The organism is Gordonia sp. NPDC003422, assembly GCF_053588675.1.
This window is the reverse complement of the sequence record NZ_JBSFQL010000027.1, coordinates 42,864-64,172: the sequence shown is the minus strand read 5'-3', so window position 1 is coordinate 64,172 and position 21,309 is coordinate 42,864. Positions and strand designations below refer to the sequence as shown.

The window sequence follows — 21,309 nt, the reverse complement described above, 5'->3', positions numbered from 1 at the left end:
CTCTGGGACCCGGCGCATCACACCTGGGTTTCCGACGCCGATGGTGGATGTAGTTCAGTTGGTAGAGCACCAGGTTGTGATCCTGGCTGTCGCGGGTTCGAGTCCCGTCATCCACCCCGCAGGTGGGAGGGCATTTTTGCCCTCCCACCTTTTGCTTTCGGATCACCCGGCGCACCCTTCGTGCAACGCTTCTGACCTCCGCAGATAGATAGGCCCCGGTCGGTGTTCACAGCACCAGCCAGGGCCTCGACACACCGGAGGCTCGTTCCGATGCATCGTCATCACACCCTATCCGCCGTCGCGGGCGCTGTAGCGTTCGCCGCGGCCGCGTATTTCATCCCGCTCGGCGTCATGTCCCTCTGCATCGAACTGGGGTGGCACGCATGAGCACCAAGCATCCCGTCATCGATTCGACGTTCCACGCCTGCTGCAACGCGATCGGCGCCCAGCACGCTGACGGTTGCCAAGCAGCCGACCGCCGCGCACGACTCATCTCGGAAACCCGCCACCTCATTCAGCAGGTCGACACCCGCGCACTCACCACCGACGAACTGCATGACTTCGTTCTGTTGCTGCGGTGTTTCGTCCCTCAACCTGCCGGATCGGTAGTGGTTCAGCGATGAGCGCCACCGACAGTCAGCTCACCGCGTGGTGGAACCTGCATGACGTCGCTCGCGAGGTGGGTGTCGACGTCGACCAGATCCGCAGCGCGTTGCACGACCTTGAAGACCAGCTCGACAATGGTGCGGCCGGGGACTCGACGCGCGTCGCCGAGTTCGCAGCCACAGTCCGGCAAGGCGTGATCGCTGTGTGCCGCAAAGGCACGGACGAGGCATCGACCCTGACGGCAGCGCAGTTGTTCCGCGCTGCGGACGCGCTCGGCATGCGCGCTGCTGGACTGCTCGGGGTCACCGAATGAGCGGCACCGATCGCAGTGCGCTCCTCGAGCGTCTAGCCCAGTTGTTCGACGCATTCGAGTGCACCTGCATGACGACGAGCCAGCTCCACATGCTCACTGTCGTCATGGAGGCGATCACGCGGACACCCGCGCGGCCCGCTGACCGTGACATGTGGTTGCGCGAGTGCACCGACGCCTGCCGATCCCTCGAACCGTCGACGCTCGATACCGATGCCTTGATCGTGGCCGCACACATACTGCGCAGTGTCCGTGGCAGCACCGCACCTCACCGACCGGTACTCACTCTCGTCTGACCTGTCGCGGTGCTGATCACCGCGACTGCCCTCACGGTGAACCGTGGCGCTCATCCCCACGGTTGCCGGTTCGATTCCGGCCAGGGCTCGACGCACGCGACCAATTCGACTGCGTGCCCGTCGCTCTCGCACAGTCCGACGCAAACCGACTGACGTGCCGTAGCTCAGTCCCCAACCGGCACTTGGGGCCACCGATCCCGACCTCGCGAACCGAGACCCGGTGCCACAGCGATACCGCCTACCCTCCGGGTCAGGTGGCAACACGCCGTGGCCGGACGCGATAGGGGCATGGATTCGTGGAGACGCCGGGGACGGGGCAACGACACCGGCACCCTTGGGTTCCTTCTGGCTCTGCTCGGGCAGTGTCCGCCCCGAGTGCGTGAGGAACGTGCCTCGTCGGGAGTCAGTGACTACTCGTCACTGACTCCGAGTGAGGAACGTGCCGATCTACAGATTATGAATGCTGTTGTGGCAGTGGATGCAGTCGGCTTGGGCTGGTTCAGTACGGGTGTAGGTGGCGGGCCTGGACTGGCCGAACGTTGGCGCGGGACAGGTTGCCTTCGGCCTTGGCCTCGGTGACCGCCTCCTCAAACTGGGTGTCGGAAACGTTGTCGGTCATGTCGTAGATGCCACCGCCACGGTTGTTGGCGTGGTATTGACCGTGCAGCTCGCTTGATGACGCGAAATCGGATGGGGTCGGCTTTCGATCTGATTCTTCTGTAGATTCAGATCGCCTTCCGGCCTTCACCTCTCGGCGGTGCACGCCCAGCCGAGTCGCGCGTGCCTTGGTTTCTTCAGGTGTCTCAACCGACCCGTTCGCCTGTCCATCGCGGATCGCAACGCCAAGACCCCGTTCGGCGTGGCGGCAGAACTCGGCGGCGTCGCAGGCGACCTCTTCAACGGCAAGGAGGTAGTCCCGCACCTGGCGCGCCACGCCGGAGTCACGCAGCAGCATCCCAACGCGGAGGACAGCTCGGCGCGGAAAAAGGGCGATGGTGCTGGCAGAGGAGGGGAGTTTGGTTTGAAAACTCTCCTCGAATGCCGATCGGGTGACAACCCGGTAACCGTCCGCTTCGATCTCGTCGCGGTTGCGTGAGACGAGTGCCGAGATTGTGTCGCGGGGGACGTCGTAGAAGGCGGCGACGCTTTCGGTCATCACGTGCATGTCGTCGGGCAGTGTGGCGAGCACGCCCACCTTGTCGAGGACATCGGCGCGGCATCAGTCGTCGTCGGCGCCGAGTTCGACCACGCCGTCGATGACGGTCGGTTCACGGCCTTCGGTCCACGAGAATGGGAACAGTGAGCCGTCAACCACGGTCAGCGGGAACCGGGCACCCGTCCCGATCGACCCATAGCGCACCGTCTTTCGTGGTTTCTCTCGCCGATCAGCCGGCGGTTTCCAGGCGTCGGGGTACTCGTCACTCACCGCGCGGCACCTCCTGCTCGTCGAATTCCACCAGCCGGTCACCCGACAGCAAGAACCTGCGCCCGCCATGCAGATCGAACCGACCCGACACCGTGCCCATCACACTCGACTCCACGAATGCGAGATAGTCCTCGGCGACCTCGATGTCAGATGCCTCGACGGCCTGCACACACTCGCCGATGGTCCGGCCGTGCGGCGCCCAACGCTCCCGGTGCTTACGCTCGTAGGCGACGAGCAGATCACGCACATACACGCCGGCCGCAACGTCTCCCGCGGGTCTACGCGCCACGACCCTGCCACCTCACATTTGCCGCCCGACGCGCCTGCACAGACCTCGGACCCTTCACCTTGGGCAACACGGCCGCCGCGGATACGTCCAGGTCCAGGCGAGCCACCAGGGACGCGATCTGAGAGCGGCACGCGCGGGCCTCCGACAGCATCGGATGCGATACCGGCTGCCCCTGCGAGCCCTTGACGACCAGGTTGTCGACCGAGCCGAGAACCTGCTCGATCCGAGCGAGATCGTCAGCCGTCGCACACGCCTGACGTAAGACCTCGAGCTCGCGGGCATCGAGCATCAGACCGTCGTCGGCGACCTGCTGGGTGATGGTCCGCCACAACGTGCGACCAGCCTTGGCCAGCGACGACGGACACCGTGGGGGCTTCACATCGGTCATCGGGGGGCTCCAATCGAAAAACGGGGACTGAGCATGTCGCATGCAGGACGGGGAAGGCTATGCATACCGTGTGCGCTGTGGGGGTCGGGAAGGGCCATGCCCCTGGGGGGGTGGTCATCGGCTGCCGGGGTGGGGTTCGTCGGGTAGGTGGAGGCGTGCGCGGCGTGCTGTGATGCCGGCGCGGCTTTCGGCTTGGGTTTTGGTGGTGTGACAGGGGCGGCAGAGTAGTCGGGCGTTGTCGGGGGTGTCGGTTCCGCCGCGTTTGACGTTGAGGATGTGGTCGAGGTCGAGGCGGACTTGTCGGCCGTCTGCTCCGCATTGTGAGCAGTGGTTGCCGTCGCGGGTGATGATGGTGCGTCGGAGTTTTCGCCATGCGTGGCTGCTGGTTCGGGGGTCACCGTTGCCCCAGTTGTGTCCGCTCATGTCGTTCCGTTCTTGGTGGGTGTGTGGCTGGCCCCGACGACCTCCGGGGTCTGTGTGTCGGGGCCAGCCGGTGCGCGACTCTCGCGGACCGCACCATCGGACGCTGAGTGTCGCGCGGTCTCGGGGTCAGACTTCGGCGAACTGGTTGCCGGGTCTGACAGTGGGTGCCGGTGCGCCGTGGGTGCGGGCGTACTCGGCTTGCTCGTGTTCGCGCTGGGCCGTGTGGGCGTCGGCGAGGATGGCGCGAGCTTGGCTGACGGTGTTGAGGGTCAACGCCGCCGAGATGCTGTGCCACTTGCCGCCGCGTGCGCTTCCTGCCCCGTTGTGCGCGGTGAGTGCGCGGCCGCACCGTTCGAGCCAGGACACGTCGGTGACGTAGAAGGCGGCGTCGATCCAGCGGGGGCCGTGCCATGGCTGCGGGGCGCCGAGGACGTCGAAGCGCTCGGTGAGGAACCCGAGCACGCCGGCTACCTGGTCGAGGGTGGTTCGGTGTTCGCCGAGTGTGCGCCACGCGGCGATGTACTGGTCGTTGGCTTCGGCGAGGTCGGCGGGTGTGGCGTTGGCGGGGACGAGTTCGGCTGCCTTGGCGATCGCGGTGCACGCTTTCTCGAACGTCGGCCGGATGCTCTCGATGAGCTGGTCGCCTGCTTTGCCTTGGAGGGTGCGCGCGAACTGTTGGGTGAGTTCGTGTTTCGCGGTGACCTTGAGGTCGGCGGGGTTGCGGTTCGGCTGCACGAGGGCGTCGTCGAGAATGGCTGCGGCGTTGTCGGCGTCGAGGTCACCGCGGCGGATGATGCTGGCGATGTCGGTTGGTTCGGGTGGCGACCAGGCGGCGACCGCGGCGATGGCGTCGGTGATCGCGGCCAGCTCGGCGGGGATGGTTCCGCCGAGGGCGGTGGTTTGCCCGACGAGGTTGGCGATGTCGCCGGGGAGGGCATTAGTGCTCATCACTTGGCGCCCTTCGGGCGGTGGCCCCAGGATTCAGGGTAGGCGGGGCCGTCGTCCGGTTTGGGCTTCTGCTCGGGGTTGTCGTCGTCGGCGGGTGGGCGGACTTCGGCGACGAGCTTGGCGAAGTCCTCGTCGGTCAGCTCGGACAGGTATTGCTTGACGGCGGCTTCGAGGACGTCAGTGGGTTGTGCCATGGTGTGTTCTTCCTTGTGCGTAGTCGATCACGGTGGTGCGGTTGAAGACCCACTGTCGTCCGATGCGTTGGCCGTCGAGGTCGCGAGCTAGGCGGCGGACGTGTCGCGGGGTGATACCGAGCAGATCGGCGGCCTGGAGTGTGTCGACCTGCTCGGCTGGTTTCGATTGTGCGCGTGCCGGTTCCGGGGATGGTCCGCACGCGGACATGAGTAGGTGCGTGTGTAGGTCGGCGACCGCGGCCGGGATGGGTTGCCCGACGATGCGGCGGCGGCGCTTGAATTCGGCGAGCACCCACAGCGCGACCTTGGTTTGCGCGGTGTCAAGAGTCGTCGGCATCGAGGCGTGCCCCGTTGGCGATCGAGTTGCGCGAGCGCAGGTTACTCAGCAGTGGTAGCGGATCATGTTGTGGTGGTTCATTGTTCGTGCCGAGGTGTTCGCGGATGCAGGCTCGGCACGTCCACTTCCAGATCGATCCTGCGTAGGTGCGGACGGGGCCGCGACAGACGCCGCAGATGTGACCAGGGTGGGTGTCGGTCGTCATTGGTTTGCCTCTCGTGCTCGGCGGGCGCGTCTGCGTCGCCGGTTGCGGGCTTTCTTGCGGTGGGTCGGCCAGCGATCGGCAGCGGCCGCGGGCTGCCTGACGCCACGCCAGGCGTCGGCCAGGGCTTCGCCGAATGCGTCGGTCATCGTGAGTCTCCTTGCAATTCGACTTGCTCGACGAGCATGGTTGCGGCTCTCGCGATCTTGTCGGGTTCTGCGTCCCAGTCGAGGCGTCGGAGCGGGACGTCGAATGTGGGCGGTAGAAGGTGTTCAACACCTCGCGACACCAGTGCTCCGAGGACGCGATATCGCGTAGCGCGCATTGAGTCCCACACCTGCGGGTGTGCGTCGAGAGCGGTCCGCCCCTCTGCGCGCCCATACGTGACGACCGCCTCGGATAGGCTCTTCATCGGGCCGAGGATGTTGTGTTCGACACCGGCCCAGAAGGATTCCCAATCGCCAACGTAGTGCATCCCGCAGATGCAGTTTCGGGCTGGGATTTCAGCGGCCGGGTGGTGAGGGCATTCTGCGCTGTAGAGGTTTCCGCGTCGGCGGAAGGTGCCGCGTCTGCCTCCCGATGGGGGTTGGAGCCGGCCGTCTGAATCGACGCGCCAGATCCGCCAGCCATGGCGCCGGTCGGCGATCGGAGTGTGATCCTGTTTCACCTCGGGGCGGGCGATGACGGCCACCAGGTGGCCGTCCGGTTCCACCCGCCACAGCACGCCAGGCTGAACGATCCGCCAGCCGCACCGGCGCAGGAGGGCCGTGTCGGCGACTGCGGCTGTGAGTACGTCGTCGTCGACGAGGACGGGGCCGCCCAGCTCGAGGGCTCCGGCGATGGCTGCGACGACCGGCCTCGGCCGTTCGCGGTAGCGTTCGCGGGCGACGTTGAGTAGCGCGCGGCGGATTCGCTGACCGTCGTCAGTGGGGCTCATGCGGCACTCTTTCGGGGTCGGCCGGGGTTGCCGGGAAGCGCGGGTCGCCGTCCACCGATGACGGCGTGGACGTCGGGCTGTGTCGCCGCCCACTGCGCGCAGGCGACGACCGCTGGACAGGTGCGGCACAGCTCGACCGCGGCCTGGTGGCGGTAGTCGGCGTCGGTGGGATCCTCGTTGTGGGCCTTGGGATCGAACAGCGCTTCGGAACCGACGCAGTTGGCGCCGGACAGGTCGGCGGTCCCGCGCAGTATTTCGGCGGTGAGGTCAACCCAGCCGCCCTCGCGGCGTGCGGGGCCGCGGTATCGGCTCACCATGTCGGCCCGCCGTCCGTGTCATCGTCGGGCACGCTCGACAGGTGCCGGCCCGGTCCGGTGAGGCGGACGCGGATAGTTGCCGCGCCGTCGTCCACCCAAACTTCGTATCGACCGCGGTCGGACTCGTCGGGATCGCGTGGCCGGTCGCCGGTGCACAGCAGGCGTTCGCCGCGTTGCTCGACGATCGCCGGGTACGTGTACGCGAATGTGTGGCCGCGGCGGTCGGGGTCGATCTCGATACAGACCCGGATGACTCTGCCGTCGCTGTAGTGGGTGAAGTTGCGGGCTGCGCGCCGGAGGTTGTCGACCGCTTCGCTGAGTGCGTCGAGCGGTTCGTCGTGGGTGTCGGCGCATCCGTGGTCGGCGAGCAGGTCGGCGGTGTGTCCGTGCAGCAGCTCAGTTTCCGCGGCCGCGTCGAGCAGCATGTCGGTTTCGATGTTCGGTGATCGGGTCATCGGGTGGTCTCCTTGCAAGAGTGGTGGTGGCCGGCCTCGATGTCGGCGGCCAGGGACATGGGGAATCGGCAGACCGAGCAGGCTGGTTCCGGGGTGGTACTGGTTCCGGTACCCGTGTCGGAACCGGTACCACCTGAGTTCTGCCAGTCGCGGAACGCGCTCAGTGCGGCCTTCCGATTGCCTCCGATCCGGTTGGCGGCGTCGTTCGCGGACTTCGGTGGGGGTGACAGTGAGGCGATCTTCTCGACGAGATCGGGCGAGGAATGATCGGCTGGGGGTTGTTCGCCGTCCTGGGCTCGGCGCAGTGAGAACGTGAGTTCGTCTCCGCTGCCGGGTTTGAGGACGAACACTGCGGCCAGTGGTTCACGGTCACCGGTGGGTGACCCGGCGCGTAGGCCGCCGTGGCGATCCTTGTTGACCATGACGTACGCAGTTCCGCCGTGGCCGGGTACGAACGCATCCTTTGCTCTGACGCGCAGCGAGACGCCGCCCACGGCGCGACGTTTGGCCGGTGATCCTGTCGGCCCGGATTGGCGCGACTCCATCCCTTTGGCGAGGTGGTCGATCAGCACGACACACGCGCCGGTACGAACCAACGGTTTGACGATCCTGGCGTGAACCGAGGTGAAGTCGTCGCCGGAGTTCGACGAGGCCCGGAACATCGGTAGCAGCTCGCCGAGTGAGTCCAGGCCGATCAGGTCCGGTGTCCATCGGCGGCAGTCCTCGACGATCATGTGCATTTCGATCGGGTCGGCCGGTTCGATGTAGCGGAATCGGTCGAGGTCGCCGAGAACTTCGACGGGCACACCGAGATTGAGTAGCCGGGTGGCCGTGGGTATCGCCCCGTTGTGGTCGAGGTCGATGAACAGTGCGCGGCCACCGTCGAGTAGCAGTTGCGCGATGGCGCACAGCACGATCCACGTTTTTCCGCATTCCGGGTCACCGAACACCAGGTTGAGCTGACCGGTGTAGAAGATCCCGAGACCGTCGTCGCGTCGCATGACGGTCGGTTTCGGCGGGTCGGGCAGCTCGCCGGCGAGTAGCGCTGCGATGTCGAAATAGGGTGCGGACTGGGGTGGTTCCGTGGTTCCGGTACCGGGGTTCGGTACCAGTACCACCTGATCGTCAAACCCGTTGTGCCGTGCGTGTTTGTGCTGGTCAACTGGTACGGAACCGGTTCCGGTACTGGTTCCGGGGTGGTTCTGGCTCATTTGGTCACCCGCTTCGCCCACGGATTCGATCGGTGGAACTCGTCGCGATCGCGGATACGCTTCGCCACCGCAGCCCAGTCCTTCGCCTGGGAGATCGCCACGGACGCCTCACGAATGGCCAAGCGCCGGTCGTCGATCGCCTCGTGGCACTGGTTGAGCACGTGGGCACTACCGGCGTGCAGGACGGCCAGCAGCTTCGCCGGGTCTGCGTCTCCCAACGCGCACCATGCGGGCGATCCCGCGGCGGGAGCTGGCCCACCGTGGATGCCGACGAGACGTTGAACGAACGAGCGGGTTTCGATGTAAGGGTCAGTCATCGCGGCCACCCTTCACCGCGCACTTCGGACCGATATGCGCGCCAACCGATTTCGGGTGTGTCAGCGGATGACCGCACACCTCGCACGGAACGCTGACCGTGTATCCGAGCGCGGTCGCGGCCTCGATCACCGCGTGTTCGTAGATCTGATCGGCGGTTGGCGAGGAAATGCGGGCATCTGCGTTAGACTTGTCGTGATCCCGCACCCACGTGGATTCTCGAGCCCCGGTCCGCCCGCCAGCGCCGGGGTTTCGTTTTGCTCGGGTCATCCCACGTCACCGCCGATCTGACCGTCATCGTCGGTGATGCCGAGGTCGTCGAGGTGGTCGAGCCACTCGTAGTTGGGGCCGCTCATGCCGCACCACCGACGCCACCGATGAGTTGGCCGGCGACTTCTTCCGCGTCGAAACGGATTACGCGCGGGCCGACGCGCCGGCCGGTGATCCGTCCCTCGGCGAGCCATCGCCGCACCGTGCGTGGATGCACGCCGAATTCGTCGGCGATCTGCGCGGCCGATCGGTTGTATCGCCTGGGCGTTGTGGACTCAGGTTGGGCGGGCAGGGGCGAGCGCCTATCGTGGGGCATTGGGGACCACCTTTCGTGGTTTCTGTTCAGGTCGGTGGTGGGCGCCGTGTCCGCCAAGATCGCGCGCCCGCCACCGACTTCTCGTGCTGACTTGTGTCCGCTATAACCAAGCCTAGGTGGGTGAATCCACTGTTTGGGGTGTTGGGGAATCCTGTGGAGTTAACGGTGAGTTTCGTGCCCCAGGGGGTAAGGGGACTCACGCCCCTTTACTGCACCTGCCCGAAACATGTTGCGGGGCAGCTTTTTGGACGCTCTGCGTACGCTCTGCGTGCGCTCTGCGCTAGCAGAAAGTGTTCCCTTCGCCAGGTAGCTGCGGGTGGCCAGCGGTAGCAGACGGTGGATGGCGGGGTACGAGAAAGTGCCCCCAGATTTCTCACATCTTCGGGCGTGTCGCCTACTGCTCGGCCAGTTCCGACAACTTCCGCGCTATCGCGGCATCGCGATCGGCGGCAGCGTGCTGGTAGCGCATCGCCATTTCTGGGGTGGTGTGCCCTAACCGCGCCATCAGCTCTTTGGTGGTCGCGCCCGCCTGCGCGGCGAGGACTGCTCCGACGTGTCGTAGGTCGTGCACGCGCACATGCCCTTTGCCCTTCGGCAACGCTGCCTTGAATGGTTTTGTGAACGCCGTCTGCGATAGCCGGAGGCCGCGAGTTGTGGTGAACACAAACGACTCTGGTCCGCGGCCGGTGTGTGCCTTCATGTGCTCGGTGAGCATGTCCGCGACGTGCGGCGGTACGTGAACGTCTCGAATGCCGGCATCCGACTTCGGCGGGCCGACAACGAGCTTCCCATCGACACGCGTTGCCGATCGCCGAATGCGCAACACCATGCGACCATCCGACCGCGCTATGTCCTTGCGTCGCAGCTCGATCAGCTCGCCAAACCGCAGTCCGCACCACGCGGCCACGGGCACGGCCACCCGATACTGTTCCGGCATCTTGGCAGTGACGTCCACCAGCTCGGTCGGTGTCAGCAACTCGACCTCGCGGCGCTTCGGCGGCTTGCCGGCACCGGCGACCTGGCACGGATTCTCGGGTACAAGCTTGTCTCCAACCGCGGTGTTGAAGATCGTTTTGAGTAGCTGATACGCGTGAGCGGATCGTGTCGGCGTCGCTTTGCCGAGTCCTGCCCACCATGTACGCACGAGCGCGGGCGTGATGTCGCGGACCGCTTCATCACCGAACGCCGGAAGAATCCGACTGTCGAGCAACGTCTGATACATCCATCGGGTTTTCGGTGAGAGATCCCGCTCGGCCAGCCATCGGGTCGCGAAGTCACGGAACACGATCATGCTCGCGGCCTGCTCGGCGGCCCGCTCGGCCGGCGGTTTCCACTCCCCCAGCTCGATCAGCTTCCGCTCAGAGGACAGCCAACCCTCAGCATCCGCTTTTGCACGGTAGGTGTGCGGCCCGTAGTAGCGAACGCCGTCACGGGCGACGTACGACGCCTGGTATGCACCGTTCCTCATGCCGCGAACGGTGCCCCACGATCGGCGTGTGCTGGCCACGCTGCAACCTTATCGCACGTCTCAGGTGTACGTTTGCAGGTAATTGCGTGGTGATATGTCCGCGTGTAGAGTGCAGATCACCAGGCAGGCAGACCACTGTTCGGGCTGGTAGACAACAGAATATGACCCCCTGCGGGGGTCTGGTTGTGATCCTGGCTGTCGCGGGTTCGAGTCCCGTCATCCACCCCTAGCAGGTCGGAGGGCGTTTCGCCCTCCGACCTTCTGCTTTCGCCCACCAATCACGACCTGGGCCGACCGTCGCCGCGGGCGTATATTCACACCATGGCCACCGGCCAGAATGACCCGATCACCGACGCCGACCTCGCGGAGCTCATCGCCCGCGTGGACGAGGCCGCGGCCGCCTTCATTCGAGGTGATGCCCGCACATATCTGGCCCTGCTCGAGCACTCCGACGACTACACGTTGATGCCGCCGGGCGGAGGGCCAACAATCCACGGATCCGAAGGAACCGACGAGGCGATCGACGCGGTCAGCGCCTTCTTCGCCGGCCCTGGCGAAGCGACCTGGGTCACGGAGGCCACGTATGTGTCGGGCGACATGGTCGTGCTGGTCGGTGTGGAACGCCAAAGCGGAGTGATCGACGGTCGAGAACCGCAAGACTGGTCGCTGCGCCTCACGCTGGTGTTCCGACGTCACGCCGACGGCTGGCAGATCATCCACCGCCACGCAGACGCTCTCGTGCACCCAATACCGTTCGACCACGTCGCAGAACTCGCCCGCGGCCTCGACAGCTGATCTCCGCAGCCGAAACTGACTGTTACACAGATGCTTCCGCGACCGCGGCCAAGCGGTCCAAAGACGCGCTCAACTTCTCCGACGTGGTCGCCCGTGCACGCGGAAGCCTCTTCTCATCGGTGAGCCTTGTCCAGTCGTAGGTGTGGGTCACCAGCACCTGATCGTTGGCGGGTTCGAGTTCCCATCGCCACAGATGTCCGGGAGGCGGACCGCCCGGCTCCGACGGACGCCACGCAATCAGACGGCCCTCGTCGAATTCCTCGACGTGATTCTCCCGGACGGCACCCGTGGTGAGGGTCATCGCGAACACGTCACCCACCGCGCGCACCCGTTGTTCAGGAGCCGCCGTGGCGAGATTGTCATTGCCGTCCCATTCGGGTTGCCGCGCCGGATCGGCGATCAACTCGAAAATCACCGCCGCGGGTGCATGGATGACACGTTGCGCACTCACGATCCGATCGATCATGCTCCGATCCAATCACCCGAGCCGGCCCTGCCGATGGTGAAGCCGACATAGTGCCTGGTAGTGGACCTGTGTATCGCCTGAAGCAATCTCCCCCACAACCACATCCCCGACGGCCACGCGATCACCCGAGCGCACCACCACACCGTCGGCCACGCGGGCATTGTGCGTGGCCGGGCGACCACACCAGCACAGCACGATCGCCTGCATGCGGTGCACCTCGTCGGCGACTTCGATGAGCCGTGCCGACCCCGGGAACAGCCGCGCCTGAAAGTCCGTGAGCAGACCGAACGCGAGCACATCCACCCCCGCCTCGTCGACGAGACGCACCAGGGCCTCCACCTGTGACGGCGTCAGGAACTGCGCCTCGTCGCACACCACGTAGTCGAGTTCGCCTGCCGATCCGTCGTCCATGGCAGCGGCGAACACGTCATCGCCCGGCCCGACGATGACCGCGGTGGCAGTCAGACCGATCCGGCTCGTCACCATTGGCGCACCCGACCGGTCCAGAGTGCTGACCAGAACGCCACGGCGCCCCTGCCGACTCTGGTTGAAGTGCGTCTGCAGGGCAAAGGTCGACTTGCCCGCACCCATCGGGCCATGAAAGAAGACGAGCCGCGCGATCATCGCACGTCACCACACCACGAACTCATCGTCCGATGATGCCGCACCGCGGCAGCGCTTGCGCATGACGCCGAACCGCGCATCGTGGATCTCCCGGACGAGTAGCCTCTGGCGAAAGTGTCGTCGGTCACAACTTGGGGGGTCATGCGATGGTGGCGCGTCGGAGAAGTGTCGTGGTGGCCATGGTGTTGTCGACAGCGTTGGCGCTGACGTGGACCGGCGCACCGACGTCGGAGGCCGCGCCCGCTCGATCGGAGACCACCTACGCCTCCACGTCCGCGGTGTCGTGGGTCGTCGCGACCGTCGTTCGGGTACGCATACCGTTGCCGCCGACCGCCGGAAGACACCCCGAGGCGTGTGACTGGTTGTCGTACTTGCGTTTCCGATCCTCCGCCGGCCCAGTACGGTCGGCCGACGCCGATCGCATCGTGGTGGCTCAACCGGGGATCTTCGAGGGCGCAGGCGCATTCGAAAGCGTTGCGCGCAACACGGTGGCCGCCGCTGCGCGGGCCGGGTCGTCGATCGAGTTCTGGGCCCTCGACCGTCGGTCCAACTGCATGGAAGACCACACCGGCATCGACGCCGCGCTGAAGTCTGGCTCCTTCGAGACCGCAGCCGGTTACTACGTGTCCGGGAAGACCGTCAATGGTCGCCGATTCGCTGGATTCCCCGACTTCCCGGCGAACGGCCCGCAGTACGCCTGGTTGCGGCACCAGGGTGTCGAGCAGACCCTCCGCGACGAATACGACCTTCTCCGCGCTGAGCTTCCCGACCAGCGACTCCGCAAGCAGAAGGTGATCTGCGGCGGCCATTCGCTCGGCGGCTTCATCACCGGGTTCTTCGCCGAGTGGGACTTCGACGGCGATCGACGGACCACGCAGGACGCCGGGTTCAATCAGTGCGCGGGATACGTCGCGCTCGACACCGGTATCACCTCCGACCTCACCGCACTCACCGGTGGGCTGAATCTTCCTACCAGCGTTCGCATTCCGGACATCCCCGCACCGGTGGGCACCGTGCTCGACGCCGCACTCGGAATCGTCGACACCGCACTGCCGGTGCTGGCGCTGCCCGCGGTCATCAATCCGGAGACGATGAACCTGCTCGCCCTCACCGGCCTCGCCGCCCGACTCGACCCCGACGGCGTCGACGACGTCATCACCCACTTGCCCAAGAACCTCAACGTCGACATGACGCTGCGCACGCTGCTGGCCAAGGACTACCCGATGTTCCTCACCGGCCAACCCGACATCCACACCCTGCACGCCACCAACACCGCTGTCCTCGGCGCCATCCTCGACGACAACTCACAACCCTTCGGCTTCCTGCAGACCAGTGTCGGGTTCATCGGCTCCGGTCCGGTCGTCCCGAAGTCATTCCCCTTGCCGGACGCCGTGGCGAAGCGGATTCCCCTGTCGCTCACTTCTTTCGGCGACGCACCGAAGTATGCACCGAGCGGGTTCGCGCCCGACATCGTCTATACCTGGCGCGACTACGACCAGATCGATCCATCCCTGTACCGATACACGACGCCCAGCAACGAGGTCACCTCGATCCACGAACTCGCGCGTAACCTGTCCGAACCGCCGCTCGACTTCACCGAGTGGTACTTCCCCACCGCGCTGCCTGCCGAACTGTCGAACCGCAACGGCGGCGCGGCGGCTCGTCACCGGTTCTATCCCGGCGCCGCCAATCGCGCACCGATGGTGACGTTCATCGCCGCGGGCGGTGTGCAACCCACCCCGGCGGCCAATCCGCGTGGCATCGTCGTCCGCTTGCCCGGCTACAACCACATCGACGTCCTGACCGCTGCCGCGCGCCAGAACAACGGCCGCCCGGAACAGGTGTCGACGCGGCTGGCCGCCTTCGCGATCAACGTGCGCTGAGTCAGTTGCCGCGCGCCATCGCGATCATGCCCTTCAGGTCGAGGCCCGCCTTGGTGCCGCCATCCACCAGGATGTCGGTGCCGGTGAGATACCCGGGTTTCGTGCTCGCCACGAAGGCGAGGATCTCCGCGACCTCGTCGGGTTTACCGAATCGCTTGAGCGCCGCGTAGTCGAGGAGCTTGGCCGACCCGCTCTTCTCTTCCAGCCTGCCCATCGCGGTGTCGAAGCTGCCCGGCGACACCGACACGATGCGTGCACCTTTCGCACCGAAGTCGGCGGCCATCTCGCGGGTGTACCAGATCACGAAGGCCTTGCTGGTGCTGTACGCGGCACCAGCGCGCGCGGAGGCAGGCAAGACTCGGGTGCTACCCACCAACTTGCGTTCCATCGCGCCAACGTCCTTGCGTGCCAACCGGAATGCGCGGGTGGGCTGGAGAAGCCGCGGACTCATATGGCCGGCGATCGACGCGACGTTCACGATCGCGTCGCCTTCGCCCGCGACCCGAAGATAGGACTCGACGACGTTGACCGTACCCACCGCGTTGATTCGCGCGATGAACCTGGCGTCGCCCATCTGTGGACTCACCCCCGCGGTGTGGATCAATGCGCGGACGTGACCACCCCGCTCGGCATCGTCGATCAGCGCATCGACCGAGGCACGGTCGGTGATGTCGCACACTGTGCCCGACGCCTCGATACCGGCAGCGGTCAACTCGTCCACGGCGCGATCGAGTCGGCCGCCGTCGACGTCGGCGAGCACGATCCGGTGATCGACGCCGATGATCCTTGCGGTCGCCAATCCCATGCCGCCGGTTCCCCCGGTGATGATCGCCGTCTGCTGCATGCTCGCTCCGTTTCACTCGATCAGATACCCGCCGCCACCGTCATCCTGCCCGACTGTGCGGCTCTGGTCTTCCCCGTTTTCGGCCAATTCGCCCCGCCATCTCGTTACCTTGGCGTAACTTCAGGTCAAATGACCTAAACATGTCGCCGGTAGTTTCGTTTCGTGATCACGACGCAGGGGTGCGTCGACGAACGGGGGTTTCATGAGTAGCAATGTGTCGCGCCGCCAGTTCCTTGCCGGCAGCGCTGCGGTAGCGGGGACCACGGCGGGAGTGCTCGCGCTCGGGCATCACCCGGCCAACGCGGCACCCCGCGACGGCGTGGTCGACGCGATCGTCGTCGGTGCCGGCCTCTCGGGCCTGGCCGCAGCCAAGACACTCAGCGAGGGCGGCGCGTCGGTCGTCGTCCTGGAGGCACGCGATCGGCCGGGCGGCCGCGTCCACAACATCAAGTCGCCTCGACTCGGCGCCACGCTCGACGCAGGTGCGGAATTCATCGGACCGACGCAGAACCACATCGCCGCCCTCGCGCGCGAGTACGACGTCCGCACCCTGCGCACCTACAACGTCGGCGACAGCATCTTCTTCAATGACGGACGCGCACAACGCATGTCCGCAGCGGTGCCGCTTCCCCTCGTTCCGGACATCGGGGAGGCAGGGCCGGCACTCGCGCGGGCGTCGGCCGATGCCCTGGCCGGATTCCCGGTCGGCGAACCGTGGAAACACCCGAACGCCCGCCACCTCGATTCGCTCACCTGGAAGCAGTACACCGACCAGATGGTCAGCACGCAGACCGCTCGCGACCTGATGCAGGTCGCGATGTCGGCGCCGCTGTCCGTCCGTCCCGACGAGGTCTCGGCTCTGTACTTCCTCAACTACATCGCGGCCTCCGGCGACGAGAACAATCCCGGCACCCTGATTCGCCTCCTGAGCACCGATGGCGGCGCGCAGGAGAAACTCTTCGAGGGTGGTGCCGCGCTCATCCCGTTGCGCATGGCCAAGGCACTCGGTCGTCGCATGGTCTACAACGCACCGGTCCGCACGATCGCGACCTCGGGCGGCATCGCGACCGTCACCAGCGACGCGGGCACCTTCCGCGGACGGAAGGTCATCGTCGCGATGTCGCCGGCCATCAGCGACCAGATCGATTACCGCCCAGGTCTTCCCGCGTCCCGCGTGGGATTGACACGCGGCTACCACATGGGTGCGGTGAGCAAGTTCGCGGCGCTGTATCGGCGACCGTTCTGGCGCGAGAAGGGCCTGTCCGGCCAGGTATATGGCGACGGCCGACCGATCGACGTCACGTTCGAGAGCTATGCCGAGGACCGGCACATCCTCATGGGGTTCATCTCCGCGGATGCGATGCGTCGCCTCGACCGTGCACCCGCGCACCAGATCGTACGCGAGTGCATCGGGAACTTCGTCGACTACTTCGGTCCGGAGGCACGCGACTTCATCGACTACGGCATCTTCAAATGGGATCTCGAGCCCTGGTCTCGTGGTGGTCCGGTCGCGGTGAGTTCACCGGGTACCCTCACCCGATTCGGGCCGGCGCTGCGCGCTCCGGTGGGCCCCATCCACTGGGCAGGGACCGAGACCGCCGACTATTGGACCGGATACATGGACGGTGCCGTTCGTTCCGGCAAGCGCGCGGCCCGCGAAGTTCTCGGGGCCCTGTGACCGGAGGACACCAGCAATGAGAATGCCCGTCGAGACCCGACGAGAACTGTTGCTGGACTCTGCCTTTCACGTCATCGCTCGTAACGGCGTCGACGGCGCAACGACGCGTGCAATCTGCGCCGAAGCGGGTGTCACGCTCTCCACCTTCCACTACGTCTTCGACTCGCGCGAGGCATTGCTCGCCGCGCTCGTGCACCGCGGCATCGAGATGGAACTCGAGGCGATGGCATCTGCACTCGGGCAGGGCGCAACCGTCGGGTCGCGTGGGCGACGCGGCGTCGGGCTGATGTTGAGTGGCGCGCTAACGGCCTATATCGACGGTGTGGAAGCCGATCCCGATCGCGAGCAGGCGATGATCGCGCTCAATCAGTACGCGCGCCAGACCGACGGCCTTCGTGCGTTCGGGGCCCAGATGTATCACTCGTACTACGACGCCATCGCGAACGGCCTCGCGGCGGCCGCAGCAATGGCGGGCGTGACGTGGGACCGTCCGGTACGCGAGCTCTCCCCACTGGTGGTTGCCGCCACGGACGGAATCACGCTCGCCTACCTCAACATTCGCGACCGTTCGGTCTGCGACACGATCGCAATGGCGACCACATCACTGTTGATGACACACATCGTCGACGAGGTCGACTCAGGGGGAGATCTACATGGACATCAGCCGTAGAAAACTACTTCAGACCACAGCTGCGTCCGCAGTCGGGGGCGGTGTCGCGCTGGCCGTGGGAACCACAGTCAGCGCGACACCGAGCGGGGCCACACCCGCTCGCGAGGACAGCACGAACTATCTGGTCGGGTGCGGAATCGCCGACATGACCGGCGCCATCGCCGGTCAGGGAATGATGGGCTATTCCGACGCCAATCAGGTCGCCGAGGGGCTGCTCCAACGCTGTTGGGCCCGGGCCTACATCGTCGTCGACCAGTCCACCGGCGAACGCATCGTCTTCCTCACCGCCGACATCGCGTGCCTGTTCCAGTCCCATCACATGGGCCTGATGCCCAAGTTGCGCAAGCGATTCGGCGCGCTGTACACCGAACGAAACGTCAACCTCAATGCGACGCACACCCATGCGTCCTGTGGCGGGACGGCCTGGGACTACGCCTACTCGCTGGCCGCCTACGGGTTCAAGAAGAACTCCTACCAAGCCGAACTCGACGGACTGTTCAACGCGATCGTGCGCGCGCACGAGAACCTCGCGCCCGGCTCCATCGGCCTCGGTCGGTCCGAACTGCACAACGCGAGCGCCAACCGGTCCAAGGTCGCCTTCGACCTCAATCCCCGCGCCGACCGTCGCCACTTCCCGCATGCCATCGACCCCGCCGTCACGGTCCTGCGATTCCGCCAGGGCGCCAAGGACGTCGGAGCGATCACCTGGTTCTCCACCCACGGCACGTCACTGACCGACAAGAATCACTTGATCGCCGGCGACAACAAGGGGTATGCCAGTTATCGCTGGGAGCGCGACGAACCCGGCATCGTCGCAGCGTTCCCACAGACCAACTCGGGCGACATGACGCCCAACCTCAAACTGAGAAAGATGCGTCCGAGCGGGCCCACCGACGACAACCGCCTCAACTGCGCGATCATCGGCGAACGCCAGTATCAAGCGGGCCGTGTCGCGTTCGCCGGAGCGCAGGGTATGCGACGCGGCGGCGTCGATTCGGCGGTGCGCTACGTCGACATGTCGGCAGTCAGCATCAATCCGGCATTCACCCCGGAAGGGCGGCCGGCACGCACCACGCCGGCGATGATGGGCGCCGCCGCTGCCGCGACAAGCACCGAGGACAACTACTACTCGCAGCTGGGATTTCTGAAAGAGGGTGTCACCAATCCGCTCGTGACAGCTTTCGGCGGTGACAAGCACCCACCGATCGCCCCGTGGATGCGCGACATGCAGGCACCCAAGCTGACGCTGTTCCCCCTCGGTCTGCTTCCGCCGTCTCCGTGGATTCCACACGTGGTGCCGCTGCAGATCATGCGCATCGGTGAACTCGTCCTGGTCGCGATTCCCGCCGAGGTGACCATCGTCGCCGGTCTGCGACTACGACGAGTCGTCGCCGACGCTCTGCACGTGGACATCGATGACGTTCTGATCCAAGGCTATTCGAATGCCTACACCCAGTACGTGACCACGCCGGAGGAGTACGACGCCCAGCAGTACGAGGGCGGCGAAACCCAGTACGGCCGGTGGACCCTGTCGGCCTACATGCAAGAGTTCGCCCGTCTCGCCGCGGCCATGGCGTCCGGCCGCACCCTGGGCCGCGGACCCGCGCCGCTGGACAAGGCGGGACTGCAGCCCGACCTTCTGCCTGCGGTACCGCCGGATCGTCCGATTCCCGGACACCGCTACGGCGACGTTCTCACGCAGCCCCGAAATCGATACCGGCCAGGCCAATTGGTGTCGGCCGAGTTCGTCGGAGCTCATCCCAACAACGATTTCCGGCATGGCCGAACATATCTCGAGATCCAACGGCGCGACGGTCTGCGCTGGCAGGTCGTCGCCGACGACAACGACTGGTCCACCGAATTCCATTGGTCGAGGCCGGCGGGCTCGTCGGACACCTCCAAGGTGCGTATCACCTGGAAGAGCCCGGCCGAGGTTTCGGGAACCTACCGCGTGCGCTACTTCGGAAACAGCAAAGACGCGCAGGGAAAGATCCACGAATTCAGTGGCGTGTCAAGAGAGTTCCGCGTCGGCTGACCACCGCATCCCGTTGAGCGTGCGTCCCAAATCGTTGACTGGGCATTTCGACGCACGGTCAACGAATTTCGACGCACGGTCAACGAGGTGGAGATCAGTACACGCGCGCCCGCATGAGCGACACGTTGTACTGCACCCATGTCGACATGGTGAAGTACAGATCGTTGCCGCGCGACCACGGGTGCAGGAATCCGCCGTAGAGCTGGGCGTAGCGCTGGGAATGCACCAGCTCTGTCGGCTCCGACCACAGCCCCTGCGGCGCACGCGCCTTGCGCAGGACGATGGAGCCGCGAAGCGCGTCGAGGTAGCTCAGCTGCCACCGCTGGGTCTCGTCGTCGAAGCGTGCCGACAACTCACCGGCGACACCGAAGAACAGCACCGACGCGACGTTCCCGTTGCGGGCGGGCACCCAGCGGCCGTCGCGCCAATACTGGTATGCGGTCTTGTTCAGAACGTCCGACTTGAGCACCCGCGCGAGACCGACCGATCCGATCCGCGAGTTGGGCGTGCCGAACATGTAGACGTAGTCGCCGTGCGGGACCATCGAGGAGACCTGGAACTGGCTTGTCCCGAAGATGTTGTCCCACCGCGCATATCGATCCTTGACCCAGGTGGACCCGCCATCGTCGGAGTAGGCCAGCCCGCCGTAGTTGGTGAGCCACACCCCGGGAAGCGGTGCCCACCACCGCACCGACATGTAACTCATGTACTGGCGGTCACCGATGGCGAACCCGGACGTGGGGATCGTCGTCATCTCGTAGTAGTTGATGTGGCGCGAATCGAGCACCTGTACGGCATGGCATCGGCTGTCCTGCACCATCGTGTCGATCGACATACCGTCGGCGAGATGGGTGTCGGAGGAGAATCCGAGCACGTTGCTCCGCCAGTCTCCGCCGTTCGCGCCCGGCGGCTTGAAGCCCTTGCCGAACGTGTCGCCGAACACGATCGCGACCTGCCCCGGCTTGGACTCCCACATGATGCCGAGATCGGTGCCCTGGATCTGCCAGCGCTTGTCCGTGCGACTCGTCGAGCCCTTGCCGGTGAGCGTGGAGACGAAATTCACCCGTGTCACCCGCGGCGGGGTCGGTTTCGGGGCCACCGGTCCGGCTTCGAATCCGGGCGCCTTGGCCGGTGGTGGTGGCGGGAAGGTCGGCGGATTCGGGTTGGGTACGGGAATCGGGATGTTGATCGGGCGCGGGTCGAGCGTGATCTTCGGGAACTCGATACTCAGCGCCGGCCCATTGGGCTTGGGCTTCTTCGGATCGGTGATGTCAGGGCACGGATCCGAACACGGATCGTGCGGCGGCAGCTGCGAGGGAATCCGCACCGGCTTCACCTGCGGCGCCGGCTCCGGGACCGGGAGAATCCGCGGGTACGGAAGCGGTATACCGATGCGGTCGGGCAGTTTGGGGATGAGGCTGCGCGGATCGAACGGACCACCCTTGGGCTTGGGCGGCAGATCGTTCTCACATCCGGAGCTCGGTAGTTGCCGTTCGGGTGCGCCCGACGCCTGGCTTGCACCGACCACCGACGCCGTACCCGCGACCAGCATCGCGGCGCAGATCGGCGCAAGACCGCGGTACACCCAATCGCCGGCCATCGGTCC

28 protein-coding genes, 1 tRNA gene and 1 pseudogene are annotated in these 21,309 nt (G+C 65.8%); 9 read left to right on the top strand and 21 right to left on the bottom strand.

What is annotated here, in order from left to right:
* Window positions 1–43 precede the first annotated feature (43 nt).
* The 4 genes from ACWDTF_RS20450 to ACWDTF_RS20435 all read left to right on the top strand — a co-directional run bounded on the left by ACWDTF_RS20450 (window position 44) and on the right by ACWDTF_RS20435 (window position 1,212).
* Window positions 44–116: transfer RNA gene (locus ACWDTF_RS20450), tRNA-His, on the top strand.
* Between the two features lie 267 nt (window positions 117–383).
* A complete protein-coding gene (locus tag ACWDTF_RS20445) occupies window positions 384–623 on the top strand; it encodes a hypothetical protein (RefSeq protein ID WP_449754955.1) in 240 nt (79 codons plus the stop codon).
* Window positions 620–919, top strand: coding sequence for a hypothetical protein (locus tag ACWDTF_RS20440; protein WP_449754954.1), 300 nt, complete (start codon window positions 620–622; stop codon window positions 917–919). The genes ACWDTF_RS20445 and ACWDTF_RS20440 overlap by 4 nt, the downstream gene beginning before the upstream one ends.
* Window positions 916–1,212: a hypothetical protein gene (locus ACWDTF_RS20435; protein WP_449754953.1), complete on the top strand. Its 297-nt coding sequence runs from the start codon at window positions 916–918 to the stop codon at window positions 1,210–1,212. The genes ACWDTF_RS20440 and ACWDTF_RS20435 overlap by 4 nt, the downstream gene beginning before the upstream one ends.
* A gap of 499 nt (window positions 1,213–1,711) precedes the next feature.
* On the opposite strand, the gene ACWDTF_RS20430 is transcribed toward ACWDTF_RS20435, so the two are convergent.
* The 17 genes and pseudogenes from ACWDTF_RS20430 to ACWDTF_RS20350 form a co-directional block, all read right to left on the bottom strand.
* Window positions 1,712–2,401 (bottom strand): hypothetical protein, encoded by a 690-nt coding sequence (locus ACWDTF_RS20430; RefSeq protein WP_449754952.1) that lies wholly within the window; start codon window positions 2,399–2,401, stop codon window positions 1,712–1,714.
* A 30-nt stretch (window positions 2,402–2,431) separates the two neighbouring features.
* Window positions 2,432–2,638 carry a hypothetical protein gene (locus ACWDTF_RS20425; RefSeq protein ID WP_449754951.1) on the bottom strand — a complete coding sequence of 69 codons (207 nt, stop codon included), beginning with the start codon at window positions 2,636–2,638 and terminating at the stop codon, window positions 2,432–2,434.
* Window positions 2,631–2,927 (bottom strand): hypothetical protein, encoded by a 297-nt coding sequence (locus ACWDTF_RS20420; protein ID WP_449754950.1) that lies wholly within the window; start codon window positions 2,925–2,927, stop codon window positions 2,631–2,633. Before ACWDTF_RS20420 ends, ACWDTF_RS20425 begins: the two co-directional genes overlap by 8 nt.
* Window positions 2,917–3,315: a P27 family phage terminase small subunit gene (locus ACWDTF_RS20415; protein ID WP_449754949.1), complete on the bottom strand. Its 399-nt coding sequence runs from the start codon at window positions 3,313–3,315 to the stop codon at window positions 2,917–2,919. Before ACWDTF_RS20415 ends, ACWDTF_RS20420 begins: the two co-directional genes overlap by 11 nt.
* A 114-nt stretch (window positions 3,316–3,429) precedes the next feature.
* On the bottom strand, window positions 3,430–3,738 hold the full coding sequence (locus ACWDTF_RS20410) for an HNH endonuclease (RefSeq protein WP_240862948.1): 309 nt from the start codon (window positions 3,736–3,738) through the stop codon (window positions 3,430–3,432).
* Between the two features lie 126 nt (window positions 3,739–3,864).
* Window positions 3,865–4,686, bottom strand: a complete 822-nt coding sequence (locus ACWDTF_RS20405) for a hypothetical protein (RefSeq protein WP_449754948.1) — start codon at window positions 4,684–4,686, stop codon at window positions 3,865–3,867.
* Window positions 4,686–4,880 carry a hypothetical protein gene (locus tag ACWDTF_RS20400; RefSeq protein ID WP_449754947.1) on the bottom strand — a complete coding sequence of 65 codons (195 nt, stop codon included), beginning with the start codon at window positions 4,878–4,880 and terminating at the stop codon, window positions 4,686–4,688. The genes ACWDTF_RS20405 and ACWDTF_RS20400 overlap by 1 nt, the downstream gene beginning before the upstream one ends.
* On the bottom strand, window positions 4,864–5,217 hold the full coding sequence (locus ACWDTF_RS20395) for a helix-turn-helix domain-containing protein (protein WP_449754946.1): 354 nt from the start codon (window positions 5,215–5,217) through the stop codon (window positions 4,864–4,866). The genes ACWDTF_RS20400 and ACWDTF_RS20395 overlap by 17 nt, the downstream gene beginning before the upstream one ends.
* Before the next feature lie 201 nt (window positions 5,218–5,418).
* On the bottom strand, window positions 5,419–5,568 hold the full coding sequence (locus tag ACWDTF_RS20390; protein ID WP_449754945.1) for a hypothetical protein: 150 nt from the start codon (window positions 5,566–5,568) through the stop codon (window positions 5,419–5,421).
* Entirely contained in the window at window positions 5,565–6,356 is a 792-nt protein-coding gene (locus tag ACWDTF_RS20385; RefSeq protein WP_449754944.1) for a hypothetical protein, read from the bottom strand. Before ACWDTF_RS20385 ends, ACWDTF_RS20390 begins: the two co-directional genes overlap by 4 nt.
* Window positions 6,353–6,673, bottom strand: a complete 321-nt coding sequence (locus ACWDTF_RS20380; protein WP_449754943.1) for a WhiB family transcriptional regulator — start codon at window positions 6,671–6,673, stop codon at window positions 6,353–6,355. The genes ACWDTF_RS20385 and ACWDTF_RS20380 overlap by 4 nt, the downstream gene beginning before the upstream one ends.
* Window positions 6,667–7,128 carry a hypothetical protein gene (locus ACWDTF_RS20375; RefSeq protein WP_449754942.1) on the bottom strand — a complete coding sequence of 154 codons (462 nt, stop codon included), beginning with the start codon at window positions 7,126–7,128 and terminating at the stop codon, window positions 6,667–6,669. Before ACWDTF_RS20375 ends, ACWDTF_RS20380 begins: the two co-directional genes overlap by 7 nt.
* Window positions 7,125–8,339, bottom strand: a complete 1,215-nt coding sequence (locus tag ACWDTF_RS20370; protein WP_449754941.1) for an AAA family ATPase — start codon at window positions 8,337–8,339, stop codon at window positions 7,125–7,127. Before ACWDTF_RS20370 ends, ACWDTF_RS20375 begins: the two co-directional genes overlap by 4 nt.
* A complete protein-coding gene (locus ACWDTF_RS20365; RefSeq protein ID WP_449754940.1) occupies window positions 8,336–8,656 on the bottom strand; it encodes a DUF2742 domain-containing protein in 321 nt (106 codons plus the stop codon). The genes ACWDTF_RS20370 and ACWDTF_RS20365 overlap by 4 nt, the downstream gene beginning before the upstream one ends.
* Window positions 8,649–8,924 carry a DUF6011 domain-containing protein gene (locus ACWDTF_RS20360; RefSeq protein WP_449754939.1) on the bottom strand — a complete coding sequence of 92 codons (276 nt, stop codon included), beginning with the start codon at window positions 8,922–8,924 and terminating at the stop codon, window positions 8,649–8,651. The genes ACWDTF_RS20365 and ACWDTF_RS20360 overlap by 8 nt, the downstream gene beginning before the upstream one ends.
* 82 nt (window positions 8,925–9,006) lie before the next feature.
* A complete protein-coding gene (locus ACWDTF_RS20355) occupies window positions 9,007–9,240 on the bottom strand; it encodes a helix-turn-helix domain-containing protein (protein ID WP_449754938.1) in 234 nt (77 codons plus the stop codon).
* A 505-nt stretch (window positions 9,241–9,745) separates the two neighbouring features.
* Window positions 9,746–10,531: pseudogene (locus ACWDTF_RS20350) on the bottom strand (tyrosine-type recombinase/integrase); the annotation flags it as partial.
* A 498-nt stretch (window positions 10,532–11,029) separates the two neighbouring features.
* Here ACWDTF_RS20350 and ACWDTF_RS20345 point away from each other — a divergent pair.
* Complete coding sequence (locus ACWDTF_RS20345) at window positions 11,030–11,503, top strand: YybH family protein (RefSeq protein WP_449754937.1); 474 nt, start codon at window positions 11,030–11,032, stop codon at window positions 11,501–11,503.
* A gap of 22 nt (window positions 11,504–11,525) precedes the next feature.
* On the opposite strand, the gene ACWDTF_RS20340 is transcribed toward ACWDTF_RS20345, so the two are convergent.
* Both ACWDTF_RS20340 and ACWDTF_RS20335 read right to left on the bottom strand, forming a co-directional pair.
* The gene (locus ACWDTF_RS20340; RefSeq protein ID WP_240861654.1) at window positions 11,526–11,969 is read right to left on the bottom strand and encodes an SRPBCC family protein; all 444 of its coding nucleotides are present in this window, start codon (window positions 11,967–11,969) and stop codon (window positions 11,526–11,528) included.
* A 12-nt stretch (window positions 11,970–11,981) separates the two neighbouring features.
* Window positions 11,982–12,593, bottom strand: a complete 612-nt coding sequence (locus ACWDTF_RS20335) for a thymidine kinase (RefSeq protein ID WP_240861656.1) — start codon at window positions 12,591–12,593, stop codon at window positions 11,982–11,984.
* A gap of 179 nt (window positions 12,594–12,772) precedes the next feature.
* On the opposite strand from ACWDTF_RS20335, the gene ACWDTF_RS20330 reads away from it, so the two are divergent.
* Window positions 12,773–14,476 (top strand): hypothetical protein, encoded by a 1,704-nt coding sequence (locus ACWDTF_RS20330; protein WP_355276136.1) that lies wholly within the window; start codon window positions 12,773–12,775, stop codon window positions 14,474–14,476.
* A gap of 1 nt (window position 14,477) precedes the next feature.
* Here the strand turns inward: ACWDTF_RS20330 and ACWDTF_RS20325 are convergent, their stop codons facing one another.
* Complete coding sequence (locus tag ACWDTF_RS20325) at window positions 14,478–15,320, bottom strand: SDR family oxidoreductase (RefSeq protein ID WP_240861659.1); 843 nt, start codon at window positions 15,318–15,320, stop codon at window positions 14,478–14,480.
* A gap of 202 nt (window positions 15,321–15,522) precedes the next feature.
* Between ACWDTF_RS20325 and ACWDTF_RS20320 the strand changes: the two genes are divergently transcribed.
* From ACWDTF_RS20320 to ACWDTF_RS20310, 3 genes are read left to right on the top strand one after another with little or no spacing between them, the layout of a single operon-like run.
* Window positions 15,523–16,998, top strand: a complete 1,476-nt coding sequence (locus tag ACWDTF_RS20320; RefSeq protein WP_240861662.1) for a flavin monoamine oxidase family protein — start codon at window positions 15,523–15,525, stop codon at window positions 16,996–16,998.
* Window positions 16,999–17,014: 16 nt separating this feature from the next.
* Window positions 17,015–17,668, top strand: coding sequence for a TetR/AcrR family transcriptional regulator (locus ACWDTF_RS20315; RefSeq protein WP_240861664.1), 654 nt, complete (start codon window positions 17,015–17,017; stop codon window positions 17,666–17,668).
* On the top strand, window positions 17,652–19,703 hold the full coding sequence (locus ACWDTF_RS20310) for a neutral/alkaline ceramidase (protein ID WP_240861667.1): 2,052 nt from the start codon (window positions 17,652–17,654) through the stop codon (window positions 19,701–19,703). Before ACWDTF_RS20315 ends, ACWDTF_RS20310 begins: the two co-directional genes overlap by 17 nt.
* A 94-nt stretch (window positions 19,704–19,797) precedes the next feature.
* Here ACWDTF_RS20310 and ACWDTF_RS20305 read toward each other — a convergent pair whose 3' ends face one another.
* Window positions 19,798–21,303 (bottom strand): DUF4185 domain-containing protein, encoded by a 1,506-nt coding sequence (locus ACWDTF_RS20305; protein WP_449754936.1) that lies wholly within the window; start codon window positions 21,301–21,303, stop codon window positions 19,798–19,800.
* Window positions 21,304–21,309: the final 6 nt, after the last annotated feature.